The 19588-nt window shown below is 45.8% G+C and carries 16 protein-coding genes; 4 read left to right on the top strand and 12 right to left on the bottom strand.

The window, feature by feature from the left end; translation table 11 throughout:
- Positions 1 to 780: glycosyltransferase (locus ACUVJL_RS19010; protein WP_445247260.1), on the top strand; the 780-nt coding region annotated here is incomplete at its 5' end.
- Positions 781 to 792: 12 nt separating this feature from the next.
- On the opposite strand, the gene ACUVJL_RS19015 is transcribed toward ACUVJL_RS19010, so the two are convergent.
- On the bottom strand, positions 793 to 2757 hold the full coding sequence (locus ACUVJL_RS19015; RefSeq protein ID WP_445247261.1) for a TerD family protein: 1965 nt from the start codon (positions 2755 to 2757) through the stop codon (positions 793 to 795).
- Positions 2758 to 3449: 692 nt separating this feature from the next.
- Here ACUVJL_RS19015 and ACUVJL_RS19020 point away from each other — a divergent pair.
- Complete coding sequence (locus ACUVJL_RS19020) at positions 3450 to 3575, top strand: hypothetical protein (protein WP_445247262.1); 126 nt, start codon at positions 3450 to 3452, stop codon at positions 3573 to 3575.
- A 25-nt stretch (positions 3576 to 3600) separates the two neighbouring features.
- Here the strand turns inward: ACUVJL_RS19020 and ACUVJL_RS19025 are convergent, their stop codons facing one another.
- The 3 genes from ACUVJL_RS19025 to ACUVJL_RS19035 all read right to left on the bottom strand — a co-directional run bounded on the left by ACUVJL_RS19025 (position 3601) and on the right by ACUVJL_RS19035 (position 6093).
- Positions 3601 to 4167, bottom strand: coding sequence for a TerD family protein (locus tag ACUVJL_RS19025; protein WP_445247263.1), 567 nt, complete (start codon positions 4165 to 4167; stop codon positions 3601 to 3603).
- A 227-nt stretch (positions 4168 to 4394) separates the two neighbouring features.
- A complete protein-coding gene (locus tag ACUVJL_RS19030; RefSeq protein WP_445247264.1) occupies positions 4395 to 4820 on the bottom strand; it encodes a DUF4359 domain-containing protein in 426 nt (141 codons plus the stop codon).
- A 307-nt stretch (positions 4821 to 5127) separates the two neighbouring features.
- Positions 5128 to 6093: a M48 family metallopeptidase gene (locus ACUVJL_RS19035; RefSeq protein ID WP_445247273.1), complete on the bottom strand. Its 966-nt coding sequence runs from the start codon at positions 6091 to 6093 to the stop codon at positions 5128 to 5130.
- Between the two features lie 225 nt (positions 6094 to 6318).
- On the opposite strand from ACUVJL_RS19035, the gene ACUVJL_RS19040 reads away from it, so the two are divergent.
- Entirely contained in the window at positions 6319 to 6870 is a 552-nt protein-coding gene (locus ACUVJL_RS19040) for a 1,2-dihydroxy-3-keto-5-methylthiopentene dioxygenase (RefSeq protein ID WP_445247274.1), read from the top strand.
- A 121-nt stretch (positions 6871 to 6991) separates the two neighbouring features.
- On the opposite strand, the gene ACUVJL_RS19045 is transcribed toward ACUVJL_RS19040, so the two are convergent.
- Together ACUVJL_RS19045 and ACUVJL_RS19050 are read right to left on the bottom strand one after the other, a co-directional pair.
- Positions 6992 to 7210 (bottom strand): hypothetical protein, encoded by a 219-nt coding sequence (locus tag ACUVJL_RS19045; protein WP_445247265.1) that lies wholly within the window; start codon positions 7208 to 7210, stop codon positions 6992 to 6994.
- Positions 7211 to 7218: 8 nt separating this feature from the next.
- The gene (locus ACUVJL_RS19050; RefSeq protein ID WP_445247266.1) at positions 7219 to 8838 is read right to left on the bottom strand and encodes an NAD(P)/FAD-dependent oxidoreductase; all 1620 of its coding nucleotides are present in this window, start codon (positions 8836 to 8838) and stop codon (positions 7219 to 7221) included.
- A gap of 259 nt (positions 8839 to 9097) precedes the next feature.
- Between ACUVJL_RS19050 and ACUVJL_RS19055 the strand changes: the two genes are divergently transcribed.
- The gene (locus ACUVJL_RS19055; RefSeq protein WP_190738647.1) at positions 9098 to 9703 is read left to right on the top strand and encodes a chorismate lyase; all 606 of its coding nucleotides are present in this window, start codon (positions 9098 to 9100) and stop codon (positions 9701 to 9703) included.
- A gap of 194 nt (positions 9704 to 9897) precedes the next feature.
- Here ACUVJL_RS19055 and ACUVJL_RS19060 read toward each other — a convergent pair whose 3' ends face one another.
- From ACUVJL_RS19060 to ACUVJL_RS19085, 6 genes are all read right to left on the bottom strand, one after another.
- On the bottom strand, positions 9898 to 11202 hold the full coding sequence (locus ACUVJL_RS19060; RefSeq protein WP_445247267.1) for a cytochrome P450: 1305 nt from the start codon (positions 11200 to 11202) through the stop codon (positions 9898 to 9900).
- Positions 11203 to 11402: 200 nt separating this feature from the next.
- Complete coding sequence (locus ACUVJL_RS19065) at positions 11403 to 14816, bottom strand: PAS domain S-box protein (RefSeq protein ID WP_445247268.1); 3414 nt, start codon at positions 14814 to 14816, stop codon at positions 11403 to 11405.
- Between the two features lie 765 nt (positions 14817 to 15581).
- Positions 15582 to 17633 carry an ABC transporter ATP-binding protein gene (locus ACUVJL_RS19070; protein WP_445247269.1) on the bottom strand — a complete coding sequence of 684 codons (2052 nt, stop codon included), beginning with the start codon at positions 17631 to 17633 and terminating at the stop codon, positions 15582 to 15584.
- A gap of 184 nt (positions 17634 to 17817) precedes the next feature.
- Positions 17818 to 18327, bottom strand: coding sequence for a hypothetical protein (locus ACUVJL_RS19075; RefSeq protein ID WP_445247270.1), 510 nt, complete (start codon positions 18325 to 18327; stop codon positions 17818 to 17820).
- A 324-nt stretch (positions 18328 to 18651) separates the two neighbouring features.
- Positions 18652 to 18930, bottom strand: coding sequence for a hypothetical protein (locus ACUVJL_RS19080; RefSeq protein WP_445247271.1), 279 nt, complete (start codon positions 18928 to 18930; stop codon positions 18652 to 18654).
- A 99-nt stretch (positions 18931 to 19029) separates the two neighbouring features.
- Complete coding sequence (locus ACUVJL_RS19085) at positions 19030 to 19467, bottom strand: DUF3574 domain-containing protein (protein WP_445247272.1); 438 nt, start codon at positions 19465 to 19467, stop codon at positions 19030 to 19032.
- Positions 19468 to 19588 lie beyond the last annotated feature (121 nt).

The following is a 19588-nucleotide window of genomic DNA, read 5'->3' on the forward strand; positions in this document are numbered from 1 at the left end:
CCTGTGCCACAGGATTTGGACTTCACAGGCAAGATGCCTGTGCCACGGGATTTGGACTTCACAGGCAAGATGCCTGTGCCACGGGATTTGGACTTCACAGGCAAGATGCCTGTGCCACGGGATTTGGACTTCACAGGCAAGATGCCTGTGCCACGGGATTTGGTGATTCCATTGGGGGTGACAGCAGGTTTGTTTCCTAAGAGATTGCGAGAATCTCAAGTGCCAATCATCTTATTTATGTCGCGAATTGAACCTAAAAAAGGGCTTGATTTGCTAATTCCAGCATTAGAAAGTATTTTAGGATCGGGGATAGAGTTTCACTTTATTTTAGCTGGTTCAAATCCCCAAGACGCTGATTATGAAACACAAATTAAAGTACAAATTCATAATTCCAGCTTAGCAAACTACACAACAATAACTGGCTTTGTGAGCGGTGATTTTAAAGCTGAACTATTGACAAAAGCCGACTTATTTGTATTGCCTTCTTATTACGAAAACTTTGGCATTGCTGTAGCAGAAGCGATGGCCGCCGGTCTACCTGTCGTAATTTCCGATCGCATACATATTGCGGAAGACATACAGCAAGCAGAAGCTGGGTGGGTGGGGCCTTTGGAAGTAGGGGCGATCGCGAATTCAATCAAATCAGCACTTCTCAATCCACAGGAGCGCCAACGGCGGGGATTGAATGGCAAAGAGTATGCAAAAAAGCATTATAATTGGGAGGCGATCGCCCAGCAAACCATCGATGCTTACCAGCAGATTTTGTCATCTATTAACTAATGCAACAGCCGTTTACCTTTTACTTCTTCTCCGGCTGCGAGTTCTTATGCTGCTGCTATCAGACTTTGCAGGCGAGATTTTTTCAACGCTGCTATTGCTTTTAACATCAGTAGACTCAGAGTTTGAGGTAGCAGTCGCGGATTTTCTTCTAATTATAATCGGAGCATTAAGAGAGCGACCGCAGGGTCGGCCGAAGGAGTCTATGTTCCTTCGATAATCGCAGATTGCAGCCTCTGCAGTCGGTTCTTGACAATCATTAATAAAGCTTTGTGCTAATTGGTAATTCTTGCCGTCTCCCTGCTTTGAGAAAAGTTCTCCAGCTTGTTGAAAATCTGATACTGCTTGCGATTTAGTCCCCAACATACAGCGAATAGCACCTCGTTCCAAATAAGCCAAACCATAATTAGGATTAACGCGAATAGCTTGTTCGTAATCCCCGATCGCCTTTTGCTTGTTTCCCAATTCATAGTATGCTTGACCGCGACCGAAATAAGCTTCTGCCAAGTTAGGATTAAATTTCAGCGCTCGATCGTAATTGTAAATTGCCTGCTGCTTGTTTCCCTGTCTTGAAGTAGCAATTCCCAATCCGAGGTAAGCTTGAGGTATGTTGGGATTGAGCACTAAAGCCTGAGTAAAATTGGCGATCGCCCCCGGAACATCTCCCTTTTGAACTTTCAAAGAACCTTGGTTGCTGAAATTTGCAGCTTTTTGAGCGATTGCCACTCTTTGACTGATAACAGCGCGATTGGCTCGGTAATTAGATAACTTATTTTGGGCTAGATTATAAACAGGTGTACGTGAATCGATTGCTTCTAAAACTGCGATCGCCTGTTGCCATTTACTTTGCGACTGCTGCCAAACTTCGATCGGATGAGGCGGTTTTTGCACAACCACAGCAGCTTCCATCGCCAATTTTTGAGCCGTTGCTAGACTTTCTGCCGCCTGTAAGTTTTGCTGTACAGGAACCAAACTCGGGCGCAGTTTAAGCAAATCAGCTCTAGCTTGTTGATACCCAAAGCCGGGGAAGTTAGGAATTTTCTCTAAATTCGCGATCGTTTCTTTAAGTCGTTTATCGAAACTTCTGAGCAGATTTACATCGGTGGCTTTCGCTCCATTCTGCGTTTCAACTGCCAGTATTTTCGCTTGCTTCAGCGTTTCATTGCCCGATCGCATTAAGGCGATCGCTCCTGCACCTGTCCCCAACACCAAAACCCCTAAACTTGCCGCTATAGCTAGCGGTATTTTGTGACTTCCCGAATTAACTTGATTGTGAATTGGCGATCGCCGCCTGGTCCCCGTCTCGCCGGAAGGTTCCGGTTCTGACTCCACCTCCAACTCCCGAGTCGGCAACTGCAAATCATCTGCTGTTGTTTCCGCTGCCAACTCGTTAGTAATTGGAGCAATATTATTACTATTTCCGCTGTAATACTTTTCCACAAAACTCTGCAATCCTGCTTGATATCCTTGTCCTACCGCCTGAAATCTCCACTCTCCATTCTTTTTATACAAACGACCAAATTCTACGGCAGTCTCTCGCGAAAAGTTCTCTTTTAATTCATACCGAACAACTTCGCTTTTTGTATCCAAATTGCTAATTTTGATAAAAGCATTTTTGATATTGCTAAAATTTGCATTAATTTTCTCTGCTTCGTGAATAGTGACAACAAAAGTTATTTCCTCACTTTCAGGATTAATTTTATCTAAAATAATGCCGTAAATAGTCTTATTATCTTGACTTCGCTTGTTTTTTTCAGGAATCGATTGCAGTACCGAACCGTCACAGGATTGGAGATTATTGTAAAAGATAACATATTTATCGTTAGGTGTTTTGCCGTCAGCACCTAGCATAAACGCAGAGGCATCTATCTCGTAGCTTTGTCCTGCCTCTGTTACCTGCCAACCGAGGCCGATCGCCATTTTTTTTAAACCAGGCGCTTCTTTGGAGATATTAAATCTCTCACCCTTACTTAATTGCATTTCCATCTGCTTATTGGTTAGGCATAACACTTTCTAGTGTTCATGTTAATATTAAGGAGCACGAGAATTTTTCGTCTTTAATAAAACTTAATTTTTTATGGCTAATAGCGGGCTTTATTAAAAATATGTGCTGCTTGTATCCGAATTTAGGGAGATTTGCTTAGAGAGAATTACGTAAGTAAAAACCGGGCTTTCTACAAAACCCGGTTTTTACAATGGAACTTAATTTGACTCTACTTTTGAGGATTTTCAGAACTAGGTGGCAGCGTCACTAAATTCCCAAAAAGTCCAACCGTTTGATAGCTTTTTTTGCCCAGTTCAGTTGTATAAATTCTGACACTGCGTTCTATTGTCGAGCAAGCTTTCGATGGTGTCCCGCTGCGAAGTCAGAAAATTCTTGCAACTGCCGATCGAAGTAGCACATTGACATCGGTTGATTTCGCTGCATTCTGCCTTTCAACTGCCAGTATTTTCCCTTGCTTCAGGGTTTCATTTTCCGATCGCATTAAGGCGATGCTGCACCTGTCCCCAACACCAAAACCCCTAAACTTGCCGCTAAAGCTAGCGGTATTTTGCGACTTTCGGAATTATTAACTTGATTGTTAAGCTGTTGCGGCATTTAAACTGTATGTCAAAAAAAAATCAAAGTCTTGTGGGGTGGGCGTCCCGCCCGCCCTAAATATACAATTTAAATGCGCGACAGCTTAATTTGCGATCGCACAGAGCTCGTCTCGCCGGAAGGTTCCGGTTCTGACTCCACCTCCAACTCCAAGCCGGCAACTGCAAATTCTCTGCGGTTGCCGCTGCTAACTCCTTAGTAATTGGAGCAATATTATTACTATTTTAGCTGCAATACTTGTCAACAAAACTCTGCAATCCTGCCTGATATCCTGCTCCTACCGCCTGAAATCTCCACTCTCCATTCTTTCTATACAAACGACCAAATTCTACAGCAGTCTCGAGGGAAAAATTCTCTTTTAATTCATACCGAACAAGTTCGCTTTTTGTATCCAAATTGCTAATTTTAATAAAAGCATTTTTGATATTGCTAAAATTTGCATTAATTTTCTCTGCTTCGTGAATAGTGACCACAAAAGTTATTTCCTCAATTTCCGGATTAACTCTTTGTAAGATAATGCCGTAAATAGTCTTATTTTCTTGAGATCCGTTGTTTTTTTCAGGAATCGATTGCAGTACCGAACTGTCATAGGATTGCAGATTATTGTAAAATATAAAATATTTATCGTTAGGTATTTTGCCGTCAGCACCTAGCATAAACGCAGAGACATCTATGTCGTAGTTTTGTCCTGCCTCTGTCACCTGCCAACCCAGGGCGATCGCCATTTTTTTTAAATCCGGCGCTTCTTTAGAGATATTAAATCTCTCACCCTTACTTAATTGCATTGCCATCGGCTTCTTTGTTAAAGATAAAACTTTATAGTGTTCATGTTAATATTATGTGGCACTCTAACTTTTTATTTTTAATAAAACTTAATTTTTTGCTTTGATTAGCGGGCTTGATTAAAAATATGTGCTGCCTGTCTCCGAATTTATTTAGATTTCATTAGAGAGAATTACGTAAGTAAAAACCGGGCTTTCTCCAAAACCCGGTTTTTACAATGGAACTTAATTTGACTCTACTTTTGAGGATTTTCAGAACTAGGTGGCAGAGTCACGAAATTCCCAAAAGCTCCAACCGTTTGATAGCTTTTTTTGCCCAGTTCAGTTGTATAAATGCTGACAACGCCTAAATTCTGACGCTGCGTTGTATTGTCGAGCAAGCTTTCGATGGTGTCCCGCTGCGAAGTCAGCAAATTCTTGCAACTGCCGATCAAAGTATCTGTAATGCCGCTCAAAGCTTTTGGCACGCGAGAATCTTTGCACACTGTGCTTTCCAACTCGGTTTGGAGTTCGCCGGAAGCATAACTTAGGTATTTGTCTCTCCCAGGATTTGTAAATGCCATGCCGGCGGCCAGAAGAGTCAGGGCGATCGCGACTTTTCCGACATTGCCGAAAAAATTAGAAGTTGACTTGTGAGTATTCATTGCTTTATCAATAATCATTTTTTTTAGCTCCGTTGAGTTCTAAGCTTCTCTTGATTTAAACTACACCTCCTCAGAAACAGATTTCAGAAAGGAGGGGACAGTTTTTAGATTGGAGGCCAGTTGCGAGTAAGTCTCTGACTGGCCTAGCTTCCTTTGACGTTTCCCCCTCCCTCAAATCCAGTAAACATTTAGCTGGTTCCTAGGCTCTGCCTGGGAACCGAGATCCAGAGGCTCTGCCTCGCTAATTCTGGCGAAGAAGAGGCAGAGCCTCTGGATCTGCATCCCCAGGCAGAGCCTGGGGACGAGAGCCTGGGGACGAGGAAACTTAGTTTCGCTTTGATTTTTGCCGCTCTATCTCCCGCTGCAACTCTTCAATCTGACGGCGCAAAGCCTCCGTCTCGCTGTTAGGGGTTTGGGACTTCACATCAACCGCACCCTCAGCTACAGCCCGCTTGTAGTTCCCTAGCTTAATTTGGCGGTATTCCTCGGAACTTGCCCAGTCTCGCAAATACCGCAGGCGTTCCACCGGGAAAGGGTGACTCAGCATCACGCCTTGCCCGCCGTTGTAAAGTAAAAATTTATACACTTGGTTGAGGTTGTCCCGATCGAGCTCTTGATAGTTGTCAGACTGGCGGATAAATTCTTGCAAACTGCATTGGCTAGCATATTTACTGCTACCTCCCGCAAGTTTCATCATCGTAATCATCACACTGTTTAAGTCATCCGTTACCAACAAAGCCGCCCGGTCTGCCGATAATTCAGCCTTGCGGCGCCACTCGTAAAAAGCGTAAATCAAACCGCTGCCGACCATATTTCCCAGCCCGAAAGTCATCTCGCCAATTGTCGATGCAACGCTCACTGCCCAAGTCGCCATTTGATTTAAAATTGGATGACCACATTTAATGTGTCCCAACTCGTGAGCCAATACTACCCGCAGTTCTGGCTCGTCCAACAAGTCTAAAAGGCCAGTGTTTAATACTACATAGGGCTGGTTTTTCCCCAGGGCATAGCTGTTAACTGAGGGATTCTGAGAAACAAACAAACCCGGTTCTGGAAAAACATCTAAATCCTGCAAGCACTCCCGAAATATATGATAAATGCTGGCATATTGGCGGGGGCCAACTTGAATGCTATTTCCCATTAGGTAAACGAATTGCGGCCGTTCGTAGACAAATTCTACAAATTTGCTGGCAATTAAGTCAAATCCCGGTACGCTGCGCAGCGCTTCCTCAGCTTGGCGATCGAGGGGATGCTGAAATGCTTCGCTAGAAATTCCAGTATAAGTAGGCATGGTAGTTGCAAAAATTACACTTAAATTATCAGTATTGCCATCGCTGCGGGTGCTAGCTGGCGCCTGACTTATCAATCTTATCTTGACAAATCTTGAACTGTTGTGGAACAGGCATCTTGCCTGTTCAAATTAGCGTTAAAATTGTGATTCTGGTACAGGCGCGATCGACAAACATCTTTGACAGTGCCTGTGTATCGCCTCACCCAAAAATTGGAACCTGCAAAAATGGCTATCCTGCGACTCGAAAACGGTACAACCTACACTCAACAGAGCGACATTACCCGAGAACTCGCTCCCTTAAACATTCAACTCAACCGCTGGCCCGTGGGTGACAGCGCTGAAATTCAAAATTTGTTAGCTAAAGATGCTCTTGACGACAATCAAAAAGAGCAAGTGCTGCAAGCCCTCGACGGCTACTTTCAACAGTTGTCGGAAAGTGCAGGCTATCAGGATCGCGACTTAATCGTACTGCACCCAGACATTCCCAACCTCGACACCATGCTGTCCAAATTTAACAAGTGCCACATCCACACCGATGATGAAGTCCGCTATATCGTAGCAGGCGAGGGAATTTTCGGCTTCGTGCGTCCCGACGGCAGCCAAGTCGAACTCACAGTGCAGCCGGAAGAATTTATCAACGTGCCGGCCAATACAGAACACTGGTTTTATTTGACAGCAGCCCGGAAAATTAAAGCGGTGCGCTATTTTATCACCAAAGAAGGCTGGACACCGCAGTACACAGATACGGAAATTCGATCGCGTTTAGCTGCTGTTTGAAAAGAGTTGACGGTTGACGGTTGACGGTTGACAGTTTAGTCATGGACGCAGGGGTGTCAGAAATCGGGTTTTTTTGCCCAGAAGACGCCATGCAGCCCGCAGATACGGACAAAAAACCCGGTTATGAAGGTTTCGACTGAGATGTTGCACCATTCTCAATAAGCTTTTTATGAACAGGCTTTCCGGCCTGTTCCACAAAGAGTGAATTTTCTTGTGGAACAGGCCGGAAAGCCTGTTCTTGAGAATGATGCAAGATGTGAGTTTCGATGCGTAAGTCCCGCAGTTGACGGTTGACAGTTGACAGTTGACAGCAATCTTCAAACCATCTACAAATCCTCAAATCCAGCCTCAAATTTTGTGGTTTGAAGATTGCAAGATGCTCAAAGCAACCGCCTCCGCCACCTTAATCCCATCAATCCCCGCCGACAGGATTCCACCCGCATATCCTGCACCTTCCCCAGCAGGATAAAGACCTTCTGTATTCAAACTCTGATAATCTTCCTTGCGTTTAATCCGAATTGGTGAAGAAGTGCGCGTTTCCACCCCAGTCAAAACCGCATCATCCATCGCAAATCCTTTAATCTGTTTGTCAAAAGCCGGAAGTGCTTCGCGGATAGCTGCGATCGCATAATCTGGCAAACTTTCGCTCAAATCAGTCATCACAACTCCCGGCGTATAAGACGGCTGCACAGCGCCTAGCGCCGTGGAAGGGCGATTCGCCAAAAAATCACCCACAAGCTGCCCAGGGGCGTTGTAAGTGCCACCGCCTAACTCAAATGCCCGTTCTTCTAGGCGACGCTGAAACTCAATTCCTGCTAAGGGATGACCGGGATAATCCTCCGGCGTGATACCTACCACAATCCCGCTGTTAGCATTGCGTTCATTGCGAGAATATTGACTCATCCCATTAGTGACAACTCGCCCCGGTTCAGACGCAGCCGCCACTACCAAACCACCGGGACACATACAGAAACTATACACAGAACGATTGTTTTGGCAATGGTGAACCAGTTTGTAATCGGCGGCGCCCAAAAGCTTATGGCCCGCCCGATCGCCAAAACGACAGCGATCGATCGTACTCTGCGGATGTTCCACCCGAAAACCAATGGAAAAAGGTTTAGCCTCGATGTAAACCCCGCGCGAAAACAACATTTCAAAAGTATCGCGGGCGCTGTGTCCCACCGCCAGAACTATATAATTACTAGCAATATATTCTCCACTGGCGAGGGTAAGTCCCTGCACTTTTCCATTTTCGATGTGGATATCTTCCACACGAGTTTGAAACCGAATTTCTCCGCCTAATGATTCTATTTGGGCGCGAATACTTTGGACAATTCCCACCAGTTTGAACGTGCCAATATGCGGTTTATTAATATATAAAATTTCCGGTGAAGCTCCCGCATTCACAAGTTCCGTCAGCACCTTGCGTCCATAATGCTGAGGATCTTTAACTTGGCTGTAGAGTTTGCCATCGGAAAAAGTACCCGCACCACCTTCGCCAAACTGAGCGTTAGATTCGGGGTTAAATTCTGCTTTTTTCTTCCAAAATCCAAAGGTATCAACCGTGCGATCGCGCACTGCTTTTCCGCGTTCTAAAAGGATGGGACGAAACCCCATTTGTGCCAGCATCAGACCTGCAAACATACCGCACGGCCCTGTACCAATCACAATGGGGCGAATCGTCAAATTGCTGGGGGCTTTGGCTACAAAGCCATAACTCGTGTCTGGTGTTACCATCACATGAGGGTCTTTTTTGAAGCGCGCCAAAAGTTGCTTTTCCTGTGTCGTCTCTACATCCACAATATAGACAAGGAGGATTTCTGCTTTTTTACGAGCATCGTAGCTGCGCTTGAAGATGGAATAGCCGAGCAATTCTTCCGGGGGAATTTGCAGCTTTTTGAGAATGGCGCTGGCGATCGCATCTTGAGGATGATCTAGGGGGAGTTTTATTTCGGTTATTCGTAACATATAGTGGAAGGAAGTTCGGCAACGGATTATGTAACGGATGTAACGGATGTAACGGATGTAACGGATGTCAGGAAGAAGGAAGAAGGAAGAAGGAAGAAGGAAGAAGGAAGAAGGAAGAAGTAAGAATAAAAATCCCGAACAGAAGTATTATAACTATTTCACTGGACATCCTATGGGCGATCGTCATGGGTCGATCGATTTTTGATTTTAGATTGAAGAAACGTTATAATAAGCAAAAAATTAAGTTTTGTAAAGACCCTTGACTGCAACATTTACACCCAAAAACAGCCGCACCTGGCACGCTCTCAACCCCCTGTGGCAAGGAGCAGAAGACGCAGTACAGAAGGGTTTACCCCACACCAAGCTCGCACCGGCGTGGCAAATACTGCTCCTGGGCGACGGTTCCCCCACCCGTCACCTGCAACTGCTGACAGGGGAACCCACAGAAGTAGATGTGATCGATATGTCTTTAGTGGGTGAAGACGCAGACGGCGCACCAGAGCAAATTGTCGCGGTTCCCGGGCCGCGCCTGCGCCGACAAGTGTGGCTGCGAACAGCTTCTGGACAGCGTTTAGCCTATGCTACTTCTTGGTGGGAAGCTAGCCATGTAGACGAATATTTACAAAATAAATCTTTGCCAATTTGGGCCAGTTTAGCGCGGCTGCGGACAGAATTGTATCGCGATGTGCAGGGCATTTATTGCGGTGATTCGGTGGCTTTGGAGTCAGCTTTTGAACAGTCGGGGCCTTTTTGGGGGCGACACTATTTGTTTTGGCATCACGGGAAGCCACTGACTCTGATTTATGAGGTGTTTTCGCCTTATTTAACTAAGTATTTGGGACCGATGCAATTGGATGTTGATTGAGATGCTATCGACCGCTCGAGGGTTTTGGCATCTGACGCACTTTACTAATTGTGACACGCTTGCCTTAGTCTTTTTTGATAAACCGCGAAGACGCGAAGGACACAAAGAAGAAGAGGAAGATCGAGCCGGAGGGTATACAGCCGGATTTGGTATGAGCTCCCCGACTTCTTGAAGATGTCGGGGAGCTGGATTTTCTACTTATTCATAGTTGTTGGACGAAATTTTACTCGCAAACCGTCGCGGGGATGGGGAGTCGGTAGTGCGAGCAAATTCAAATCTTGATCCGGTAACAGATCCCATTCAAACTCCCGAATAATCTTTGCCGCAAACAACTTCATTTCTAATCGGGCAAATTCTTTGCCCAAACAGTCTCGCAAACCGCCGCCAAAGGGCACATAGCTGAAAGGTTTAGGCGATCGCTCCGGGCTAAATCGATCGGGGTCGAATCGATCGGGTTCAGGATAAAGTTGACTATCCTGATGGGTTTGATTAATCCCACAAGACACGTTCCAACCTTTAGGAATTTCATAGCCGCCGAACTCACAAGCATTAATTACTGTCCGAAAAATACCTCTCACCGGTGGAACTAAACGCAGCACTTCTCGCAGCACCTGTTCTAAATAGGTCATTTGTTTGAGTTGTTCCAATGTTAGGGGTTCAGTTGCGGGGAACTGCTGCTGTTCGGCCCGCACTTTTGCCATCACATCGGGATTTTGAGCTAGGAGAAGGCAAAAAGAGGTGAGCGCCGAAGTTAAAGTTTCGTGTCCGGCAAACAGCAGCAACAGCACTTGATCTTTCAAATCCTCCAAACTCAAACTATTTCCCTCGTCATCGCGAGCTGAAATCAGCAAACTCAAAGCATCATTGCCACTAGGGGTTCCTTGTTGGCGATCGCGAATAATCTTTTCCAGTTCGGCTAACAGTAACTCTCTGCCCTTTTTAGCTTTACCAAACTGAGTAAAAGGCAAATCCCAAGGGATAGAAAATAAACCCTCTGCAAATGTTTCAAAATTATGTCCAAGCGCAGTTTCCGAACCATTTTCAAGCCCTACTAACAACTTACCCGCCACATCAAAAGTATATTTTCTCAGTTCGGGATACCAAGCCAGGGTTTCCATTTTGACCCATTTTTCCAAATAGCGCTGAGTGATATTTTCCATCGCGCCGATGTAGCCGACCAAAGCTCGCGGCTGAAACGCTTGGTACAGCAACTTACGCCGATTTTGGTGGTGAGCACCAGTTTGCAACGCCAAGGAAAGCGGCCCTAAAAGCGCTCTCGTGCTGGCAGGCCAAGCCACAACAAAATATTGGTTGTCATTGCTTAAAACAAACAAATTAGCCTCTTGGCCACGCATAAACACGGTAGGCTGTCCGAAAATGCTGGTTTTGAAAATGGGCCCGTACTGCTGGTGGCGTTTTTTGGCAAATTCGGAATCTTGCAAAAAGTTGAGGGTATCGCCAATTAGGGGTAAACCTAAACTGCCGGGAGGTAATGCCATTTGTGATTTGTGATTTGTGATTTGTGATTTTTAATATCATATCAATTTTATTGGTCGGGTGGGCAATACGCACCAGACAAATTTCTGGTAAAATAAATTTTATCTGTTGGTAGCCTGTAGGGTGGGTCAGTCTTAAGGTGAGTACAAAAAAATCTGGTTTTTACAACTGACGCACCTTACTAATTTTGCCGAAAAACAATTTAATTTTTTATTTTTTGAATCGGAATCTCGATCCTAAATTCAGTGCCTTTCCCCACCACTGAGAAACACTTGACTTCACCTTTATGTTTTTCGACAATAATTGAATGGGAAATCGCTAAACCCATCCCCGTTCCCGAGCCGATCCGTTTTGTAGTATAGAACGGGTCAAATATCCGCTGCTTGACTCGATCGGTGATACCTGCACCGTTATCAGCAATTCTAATCACAGCGAGAGTACCTTCTACCTCTGTACGAATGCGGATAATTCCCGGATTTTCGAGCGGTTCTTGTAAAACGTCAATAGCGTTAGCGATAATATTCATAAACGCCTGATTCAACAGTCCGGCGTAGCACTCCACCAGTGGCAATTGTCCGTATTCTTTAACGATTTGAATTGCTGGGCGATCGGGCTGAACTTTCAGGCGGTGTTCTAAAATCATCAATGTGCTGTCGATGCCTTCGTGAATGTTAACCTTTTTCATGTCTGATTCATCGAGGCGAGAGAAATTCCGCAAACTCCGCACGATATCCCGGATGCGAGTCGCTCCCACCTGCATCGAAGACAGCATTTTCGGCAAGTCGTCTAGCAAGAAATCCAGCTCGAACACCTCTATTGCCTCCTGAAGAGCTGGAGAAGGCTCCGGGTATTCATCTCGATACATTTGCAGCAGTTTCATCAGCTTTCCGGTGTATTCTTCTGTGTAGGTAAGATTGCCGAAAATAAAGCTGACCGGGTTATTGATTTCGTGGGCAATTCCTGCTACCATCTGACCGAGACTCGACATTTTTTCTACTTGAATGAGCTGGGTTTGAGCTTGCTGGAGTTCGCACAGAGTTACTTCGAGTTTGGCAGCTTGTTCTTGCGCTATCCTGGCTGAATCGACGCTTTGAGTGTAAAGTTCCGCTTGATTAATGGCGATCGCCAATTGGTTGCCCACTGCGACTAACAGTTCTACTTCTGCATCGCTCCAACACCGCACGCTGCTAGAAGCGCTACAGCAAATTACCCCAATTTTACCACTAGATGTTTGAAGGGGAATGTCCAGCATAGAATTGAATCCTACATACCTGAAAAATTGCCGCTCTCCTGGATCAGTGACAGTCTCAAAATCATCGATCCGTATAATTTCCAAATTGGCAATCCGCTCGGCATGAGAACCAGTCACACCAGCAGGAACTACACCCAACAGCGAAGGCAAGTCGGCATTTTTCGCCTCGTATTGCACGGCCCACACTGGCTGCGAGGCGTCTGGATCATACCAAATAAATAGACACCGATCGAGTTGCAGCAAGTCGCGAATCTGCTGCACAGTTGTTGCCAAAATAATATCTAAATCCAGAGATTCGCGGATATTGCTAGCTAGCTGGTTCAGCAGCGCTTCCTGCTCCGCTAATTTACGGAATCTCGTTTCCGACTTTTGCAACTGTCTTTGAGCTTCTTGTTGTTTTGTAACGTCCAAACCCAAACCGATTAAGCCGATCGCGTTACCCTCATCATCTTTGACCTGAGTTTTGATTGTCTCCAAATAATGTTCTTTACCATCAGCAAGCTGCATCACTTCTTCAGCGTAACAGGGAATATCTTGGCTCCACGCTTGCGCGTCAGATGCCATGCGGTTAGCAGATGCTTCTAATCCCAAAACTTCGGAATAGTGAGATGCTGCTAAAAATCTGGATTCGGGTATAGCCACATCTTCGCAGAAAGTTTTGTTAACTAATAACATCCGCCCGCTAGCATTTGCCATCCAGACCCAGATCGGAGCGTTGTCAATAATTGCCCTCAAAGTTTGCTGTTGTGTGGCGAGAGCAATTTCTGTTTGTTTGCGCTTAATCCCCAGGGCGATCGCATCGGCACTTAACGCTAAAGCAACCAGCGTTGATTCATTCAACTCCTGGCGAGCAAACATCGCGATTACTCCCAGCAACTGATTGTCAACAATTAGCGGATATCCAGCAAAAGCCACAATTCCTTCTCGTAAAGCCCATTCTTTGTCGTGGAGTCGGGGATCTTCTTGCACAGAATTAGTGATGTAAGGTTGTCGCTCCTGGGCGATTAAACCAATCTTGAACTCGCCGACAGCAATGCGGCTGTAAGCGCCGTCAATGCCAGTATATATCCCCGCGCTTGCTTCCAGTTCCAATACATTTCCCTCTTCATTCAGCGTCCAAATCCGAGCCAAGCCAGCATCCAAATGCCGCACAACTGCATTGGCGCAATATTGCAAAGTTGCAACCAAAGTCTGGTTTTGAGTTAGACCAATTCCCACATCTGCTGTGAATAGAGAAAGTTTCAATTGTTCTGCTAAAGCTTGTTCTGCTATTTTGCGCTCTGTAATGTCCGTAGCAGCACCGAGACGCTGCTTAATTTTTCCCTCCTCTGTTCTGCTAAATACAATATTCCGGCTGACTAACCAGTGCCAACAATTCTGTCGATCGCATACCCGATATTCGTACTCAACAACCTCGCCGTCGGGAGCATTTTCTAATTGCTTAAAATATTTGGGAAATTTAGCTAAGTCGTCAGGGTGGATGATGGTGGGCAGCAGATTGCTGCCCATGTTTTCAAATTCTGCCCTCGTATAGCCGAGGGTGTCACTGAGTTCGCGGTTGCTGTAGACATTTCGCTGCTCGCTTTCGTCGTAAACATACAGAAGATTCGGACTGGTATTGGCAATTCGCTCAACAAAATGCTGGCTCTCTTGCAGCGCTGCTTCTGCTTGTTTGTGCTCGGTAATGTCCCGGCCGACACCATAGATCAATTCTTCCTCCCAGAAACGGGTAGCAGTCCAGGCTATCCACTTGTAAGAACCGTTTCGACAGCGCCAGCGGTTTTCAAACCCAACGGTATTATTCCCCGCAGCAATACTTTCAGCTTCTTTTAAAGTAGTTTCGCGATCGTCTGGATGCACGAATTCAATGAAGAGTTGGCCAACCATTTCTCCTGGGGAATAGCCGAGTATTTTTTCTGCTGCTGGGTTGATGCGTTTTAGATAACCGTCAAAACCAATGAGGCACAGCAGATCTAGCGAGAGGCTAAAAAAGCGATCGCCCCCGTCGGGTTCGCTGGATGGGCGATCGTTTCCCGGGAGGACCCAAGAGGTGTTTGAGCGCGCCCATACCGCCCAAAAGACAATATTTGCTATTCCCAAAAATCCCAGGACAATTTGGCGAGCGTAGAAATTATCACCGCTGCCACCAACCAGCCAGCCGTTTAACACCAGCAGTACAATTATCAAAATTGACAATAAACTGCCAGCGGCGATCGTCGCTAGACTGATTTTTTTTTCATACTCCTGGCTGCCGAATGCCTTTTCTCTTCTGGTGACTGCTGCCGTAATTTTTATCAACAACAGTGGCAGTAAGTTCGATAATTTAGTGCTTTTGGGTTCTTCGATATGAACAGAGGACTTCATTTTTTTACTCTTGATTCCGTTTGACTTCTTGTGGTGACTCAAAATTACAATAAAGATGTTTAAATATTGTAAGATTTTCCTATGTTGGGAAATCTCGCCTTTTTAAATTTGCGTAAATCTAGGCAACCAGGCAAGAGAATTAAGTGTATTTACGGAATTAGCGAGCAATCTCTTTTTAGCTAGGGTGCGCATTTTTTTATCTTTCCGACTCCTAGAGAGAGTCTATCTATAATACTACGCTACATATTGCTGTTAGTCATTGGACATTTGGCCTAATCTACCTAGTCCTGGACGCAGAACCTAATTATGTAGGCTCCACATCAAGCAGCTTACCGCGCTCTTATTCGCGTGTTCTACCACTTTTTGCGTCCATCAATGACTGGGTTTGATGTCCGAAAATACTGCGTCGCGCGCCCTGGCTGTGGGTTGAATAACCCGGAATATTAGTCAAGTTCAACCCTGTTGAATTTGACCATAAATTATGAAGTTAAAATAAAGATAAACTGCTGATATCATTTCCGGTTACACCGGAATGATGTTGACTGTTGACTGTTGACTGTTCACTGTCAACAGTCAACAGTCAACAGTGAACTCGAATTTACTATTCCGATGCTAACGGATTTGATATGATTTGTGAAGATAAAATGAAATACATCTTGGTAGCAGTTTTTCTTTGCACGAGATGTTCGCGCCGAGTGGGCTAATTAGTAATTGGTAATTGGTAACGGGCAATTGGTAATGGATACCAGTTTCAAACACTAGATATCAAACTTGTTCCGATTCATTTGCGGGCGATGGGGGCAAAGAGGCCACAGCAGACCCAGCAGCTTGGCGACCTAATTGCTGTTGCCGAATTCGCTCCAAATTCCCTGCTGGAATAGAAGCTATAAGTTGTCGCGTGTAAGCTTGCTGCGGTTGGCGGTAAATGCGCTCGGCAGTGCCAATTTCCTCGATTTTACCTTTGTTCATGACGATCGCGCGATCGCTCATAAACTTGACCACGCTCAAATCGTGAGAAATAAAAATATAAGTCAGTCCAAACTCTGTTTGCAACTCCTTCAGCAAATTTAAAACTTGCGCCTGGACCGACACATCTAATGCCGAAACCGACTCATCGCAAATAATAAATTTAGGATTCAAAGCCAAAGCTCTAGCAATACAAATTCGCTGCCGCTGTCCGCCCGAAAACTCGTGAGGGTAGCGCCCCATAAAATCGGGATTTAAACCCACTCTATCCAACAAATAAGCCGCGCGATCGCGCTGTTCTTTCTGGTTCTTACCAAAGCGGTGAATCACCATCGGTTCCATCACCGCCGCCCCAATATTTAGGCGCGGATCGAGAGAACTAAAAGGGTCTTGAAAAATAATTTGCATATCGCGCCGCAGCCACCGCAATTTGCGATCGTACTCTTTTTGCATCCGATAGTTAGCCATCCACTGCGATGCGGCACTACTTTTCGCAGGAGGCGTAATTTCTTGACCTTCAAAAAACACTTTACCGCTGGCTGCCGGAATTAATTGCAGCAAAGCTCTTGCCAAAGTTGATTTGCCGCAGCCAGACTCGCCCACCAAACCCAAAGTCTCGCCCGGGTAAACCTCAAAAGAAATATCGTTTACCGCCATAAACAAGCGTTTAGTTTCGCCAAACATTCCCTGGACCGGAAAACCGACTCGCAAGTTATTAACAGCCAGCAAAGGCTCGGAAATATTCGGCAGCCGAGGCGGTTTTCCTGTTGCAAAAGCGGAATTTCCCCCGCTGCTGTCGCCGTCTAAATCGGCATTTTTCTCGACAATTACTAATTCGCCGCTAGCATTTGTGGTGACATCCATAAAATCGGAAACTGTCGGCAAGCGGCGCAGTTGCCTCTCGAGAGTTGGGCGACAAGCTAATAAACCTTTTGTGTAAGGATGTTGGGGATTGCTGAAAATTTGTTCGATCGCACCGCACTCAACAATCTTGCCTCGGTACATTACCGCCACCGTATCGCCAATTTCAGCAATGACGCCCAAATCGTGGGTAATAAAAATCATTGCCATGCCTCTAGAGTCCCGCAACTCCCGCAGCAAAGCTAAGATAGTTGCCTGCACGGTTACGTCCAAAGCCGTTGTCGGTTCATCAGCAATTAATAAAGTTGGATTGCAAGAAATGGCCATTGCAATCATCACGCGCTGGATTTGGCCGCCTGAAAGTTCGTGGGGGTAGCGATCGAGCATAGCTTGTTTTTGGCCGTTGACGAGCTGCATCAAATCGCGATCGTCCTCTATAACTGCTTGATTCCCCGCAGCAGCCCGGGAATGCTCTTGTCGCAAAGCCAAACACCGCTGCCCGATCTCATCGTCGCCCGGTAGCAGCTTCACCTCTTGCAGCAGAGAAGCCGCTTTGCGCCGCGCTTCTGTCTGTGACACCTTTTGGTGCAAACAAATGGCTTCTGTGAGTTGAAATCCGATCGTATAAACGGGATTTAGCGAACTCATCGGCTCTTGAAAAATCGTCGCAATCTGGCTGCCCCGGTATGTTTGTTTTTCCCTGTCCGGGATTTCCAGCAGATTCACAGCCCCATTGCTAGCGCCGTCTTTTGTCGAATAAAACCAAATTTCGCCCTCGATTTTCGTTGACGAACTCGAAAGCAAACCCATAACAGCCAGGGATGTCACCGATTTTCCCGACCCCGACTCTCCCACGATTCCCAGAGTTTGCCCTCGCTTGACCTCAAACGAAATGCCGTCAACAGCTTTGACTTTTGCAGACGCATCGCCTGCGTCTGCCGACTGAAATTCAACCTGCAGGTTGCGAACTTCTAGGACGGTTTCACTCATGGAGGTCTATGGCAAAAGTTAAAGGGAGATTAAGTGGATTGTAGCAGGGCCTGTTGAAGGCAGAAGGCAGGGCGAAAGTTTTAAGTTGTAAGTTTTGAATTTTAAAGTTTAAATTCTTTAACTTAAAACTCCCAAATCAAAACTCAGAACTACTCGAGTGCCTTCTGCCGGAGAGTGATTTTCCTCAAAAACCGATGACCTGAGTGTCAGCAGGCAGTGCAGTGGCCTCGGAGACCTTTTTAAACACGGTTGCCTGATCGTTTAAGGAATTAGGTCTCGCCAGTCCGGGATTGGTGCCTTTCAACTGAAGGCGCATTTGACCTTCGGCAGTCAACTCAAAAACAGTCTCAACGGTTTCTGTGCTGCTGAGGCTGACATCAAGGTGCATCGGTTTTTCACCGAGATTAACTTTGTACCTCATTTCTTGGGCGCGGGCGGCTCCGTCTGGGCCTTTAGCCATGAGAAACAATTTGCCTTCTGGGGCAAAGACGAAGGTTAAAGACTGACCCGAGGGAAATGTACCTTGCCATTGGCCTAGGAGTTGCTGGTCGAGGTTGCTAGCGGCCGGGGCGGCTGCTTCGGCAATTATTGGTGCTGCTGCGGATGCGGGGCGGAGTGAGGCGTTGAAGCTGGCGAGGATGCCCAAGCAAAGGCTACCTGCGATCGCTTTGCCAATCATTTGTGAATTAGACATGAGACCGAGCTAAAATTTGGTTATTTGTTTTGTACACTGTAGCGGTAAAACCGTACTTTGTTTAGTTTAAATCCCTTTTAGGGATAGACATAGCTTGAGGTTCAGACCTGCAATGCACTTCTGGTCCCCGGACTAAAGCTTGTCCTGAGCTTGTTGGAGGGTCACGGGGATTTGACTTTTTTTTTGTAAAATCCAATACCAATTACGATTTAATTGCACAGCTCGCTTTTCTGAGTAGATTGTTCTGAACTCAAAACAGCTAACTGACTACTGGGTTCGATCGCACAGATAATTTGGCACATCGAGCCCATTAATGGTCTTTGATTAATTGCTTTCAGGATTGCGATCGACTTGTGCTGTCGGAGATTCTGTCGGAGATTCCGGCGCGGGTACCTGTGGATTTCGCGAGCGTTTCGTTCGCTCCAATGCCTCGGCGTAAGACCAAGCCACGCTCACAAGAAAAGCTTTCGCCATGCCGGACAAATTTTTTGAATCTTCGCTTTCCGGCGGTTCAGCTTTTTGGTTGCCGTCGTTCGTCATGTTTTTGTTTTCTCCCGGGCAGGTTTTTCTAGCGACTTGTTCCAGTGTGCGATCGATACCCAAAAATTATGATTTTGCTTGCACCCGCACCCTACTTATCTTTGAGGGTATGACCTTGATTACCACAAATAATATCATAAATGTACTGATTCGATGACCGCATCAGAAAGAAACCTTAACTTCGCTGGTGGCCCGCAGCACTGACTCTTGCTGGAAAGTGCGCTTGTAAGTTTCAATAATTTCATTAATAGCTTGATTTTTTTCCGAGCTACTTTCATAAATCAAAATAACTATTTTAGAGTTTTCTCGAATCAGAATTCCCGAGCTGTTGAGAAACTGACCGGAGCCGTCTAATACCGTTAGCCCTTCCCGAAAACGAGGGGTAATAACGGTCTTGACAAACTCCTGCCATTCTGATTCAGAAATTGTCTCGCCTCCGGGTTTAGTTAAGCCAAAATACAGTTCATCTTTGAGCAGATTTGTTTGCTTGGCATTAGTATCGGAAGTTTCGGGAAGTTGAGCGCGGGCAATTGTCGCCGGACAAACAGGTAAGATGAACAGCAGACAGGTCAAACCAAGACTGTTAAGATGTTTATTCATCAGGAATTATGGGGAACTTCTATATGTAGGGTGGGCCATAAGTGCCTTACCGCTTATTTCTTAGGATCGCGAATTAAATAACTTACAATTTTAATTGTTATTGTGGGATGGGCGTCCCGCC

It is taken from the genome of Microcoleus sp. OTE_8_concoct_300 (assembly GCF_031383065.1).
Classification (GTDB): Bacteria; Cyanobacteriota; Cyanobacteriia; order Cyanobacteriales; family Microcoleaceae; genus Microcoleus.

Coding starts and splice junctions, on each gene's coding strand:
- ACUVJL_RS19015 (WP_445247261.1), bottom strand. CDS start 2,757: ATGCAATTAAGTAAGGGTGAGAGATTTAATATCTCCAAAGAAGCGCCT.
- ACUVJL_RS19020 (WP_445247262.1), top strand. CDS start 3,450: ATGCGCGACAGCTTAATTTGCGATCGCACAGAGCTCGTCTCGCCGGAA.
- ACUVJL_RS19025 (WP_445247263.1), bottom strand. CDS start 4,167: ATGGCAATGCAATTAAGTAAGGGTGAGAGATTTAATATCTCTAAAGAA.
- ACUVJL_RS19030 (WP_445247264.1), bottom strand. CDS start 4,820: ATGATTATTGATAAAGCAATGAATACTCACAAGTCAACTTCTAATTTT.
- ACUVJL_RS19035 (WP_445247273.1), bottom strand. CDS start 6,093: ATGCCTACTTATACTGGAATTTCTAGCGAAGCATTTCAGCATCCCCTC.
- ACUVJL_RS19040 (WP_445247274.1), top strand. CDS start 6,319: ATGGCTATCCTGCGACTCGAAAACGGTACAACCTACACTCAACAGAGC.
- ACUVJL_RS19050 (WP_445247266.1), bottom strand. CDS start 8,838: ATGTTACGAATAACCGAAATAAAACTCCCCCTAGATCATCCTCAAGAT.
- ACUVJL_RS19060 (WP_445247267.1), bottom strand. CDS start 11,202: ATGGCATTACCTCCCGGCAGTTTAGGTTTACCCCTAATTGGCGATACC.
- ACUVJL_RS19065 (WP_445247268.1), bottom strand. CDS start 14,816: ATGAAGTCCTCTGTTCATATCGAAGAACCCAAAAGCACTAAATTATCG.
- ACUVJL_RS19070 (WP_445247269.1), bottom strand. CDS start 17,633: ATGAGTGAAACCGTCCTAGAAGTTCGCAACCTGCAGGTTGAATTTCAG.
- ACUVJL_RS19075 (WP_445247270.1), bottom strand. CDS start 18,327: ATGTCTAATTCACAAATGATTGGCAAAGCGATCGCAGGTAGCCTTTGC.
- ACUVJL_RS19085 (WP_445247272.1), bottom strand. CDS start 19,467: ATGAATAAACATCTTAACAGTCTTGGTTTGACCTGTCTGCTGTTCATC.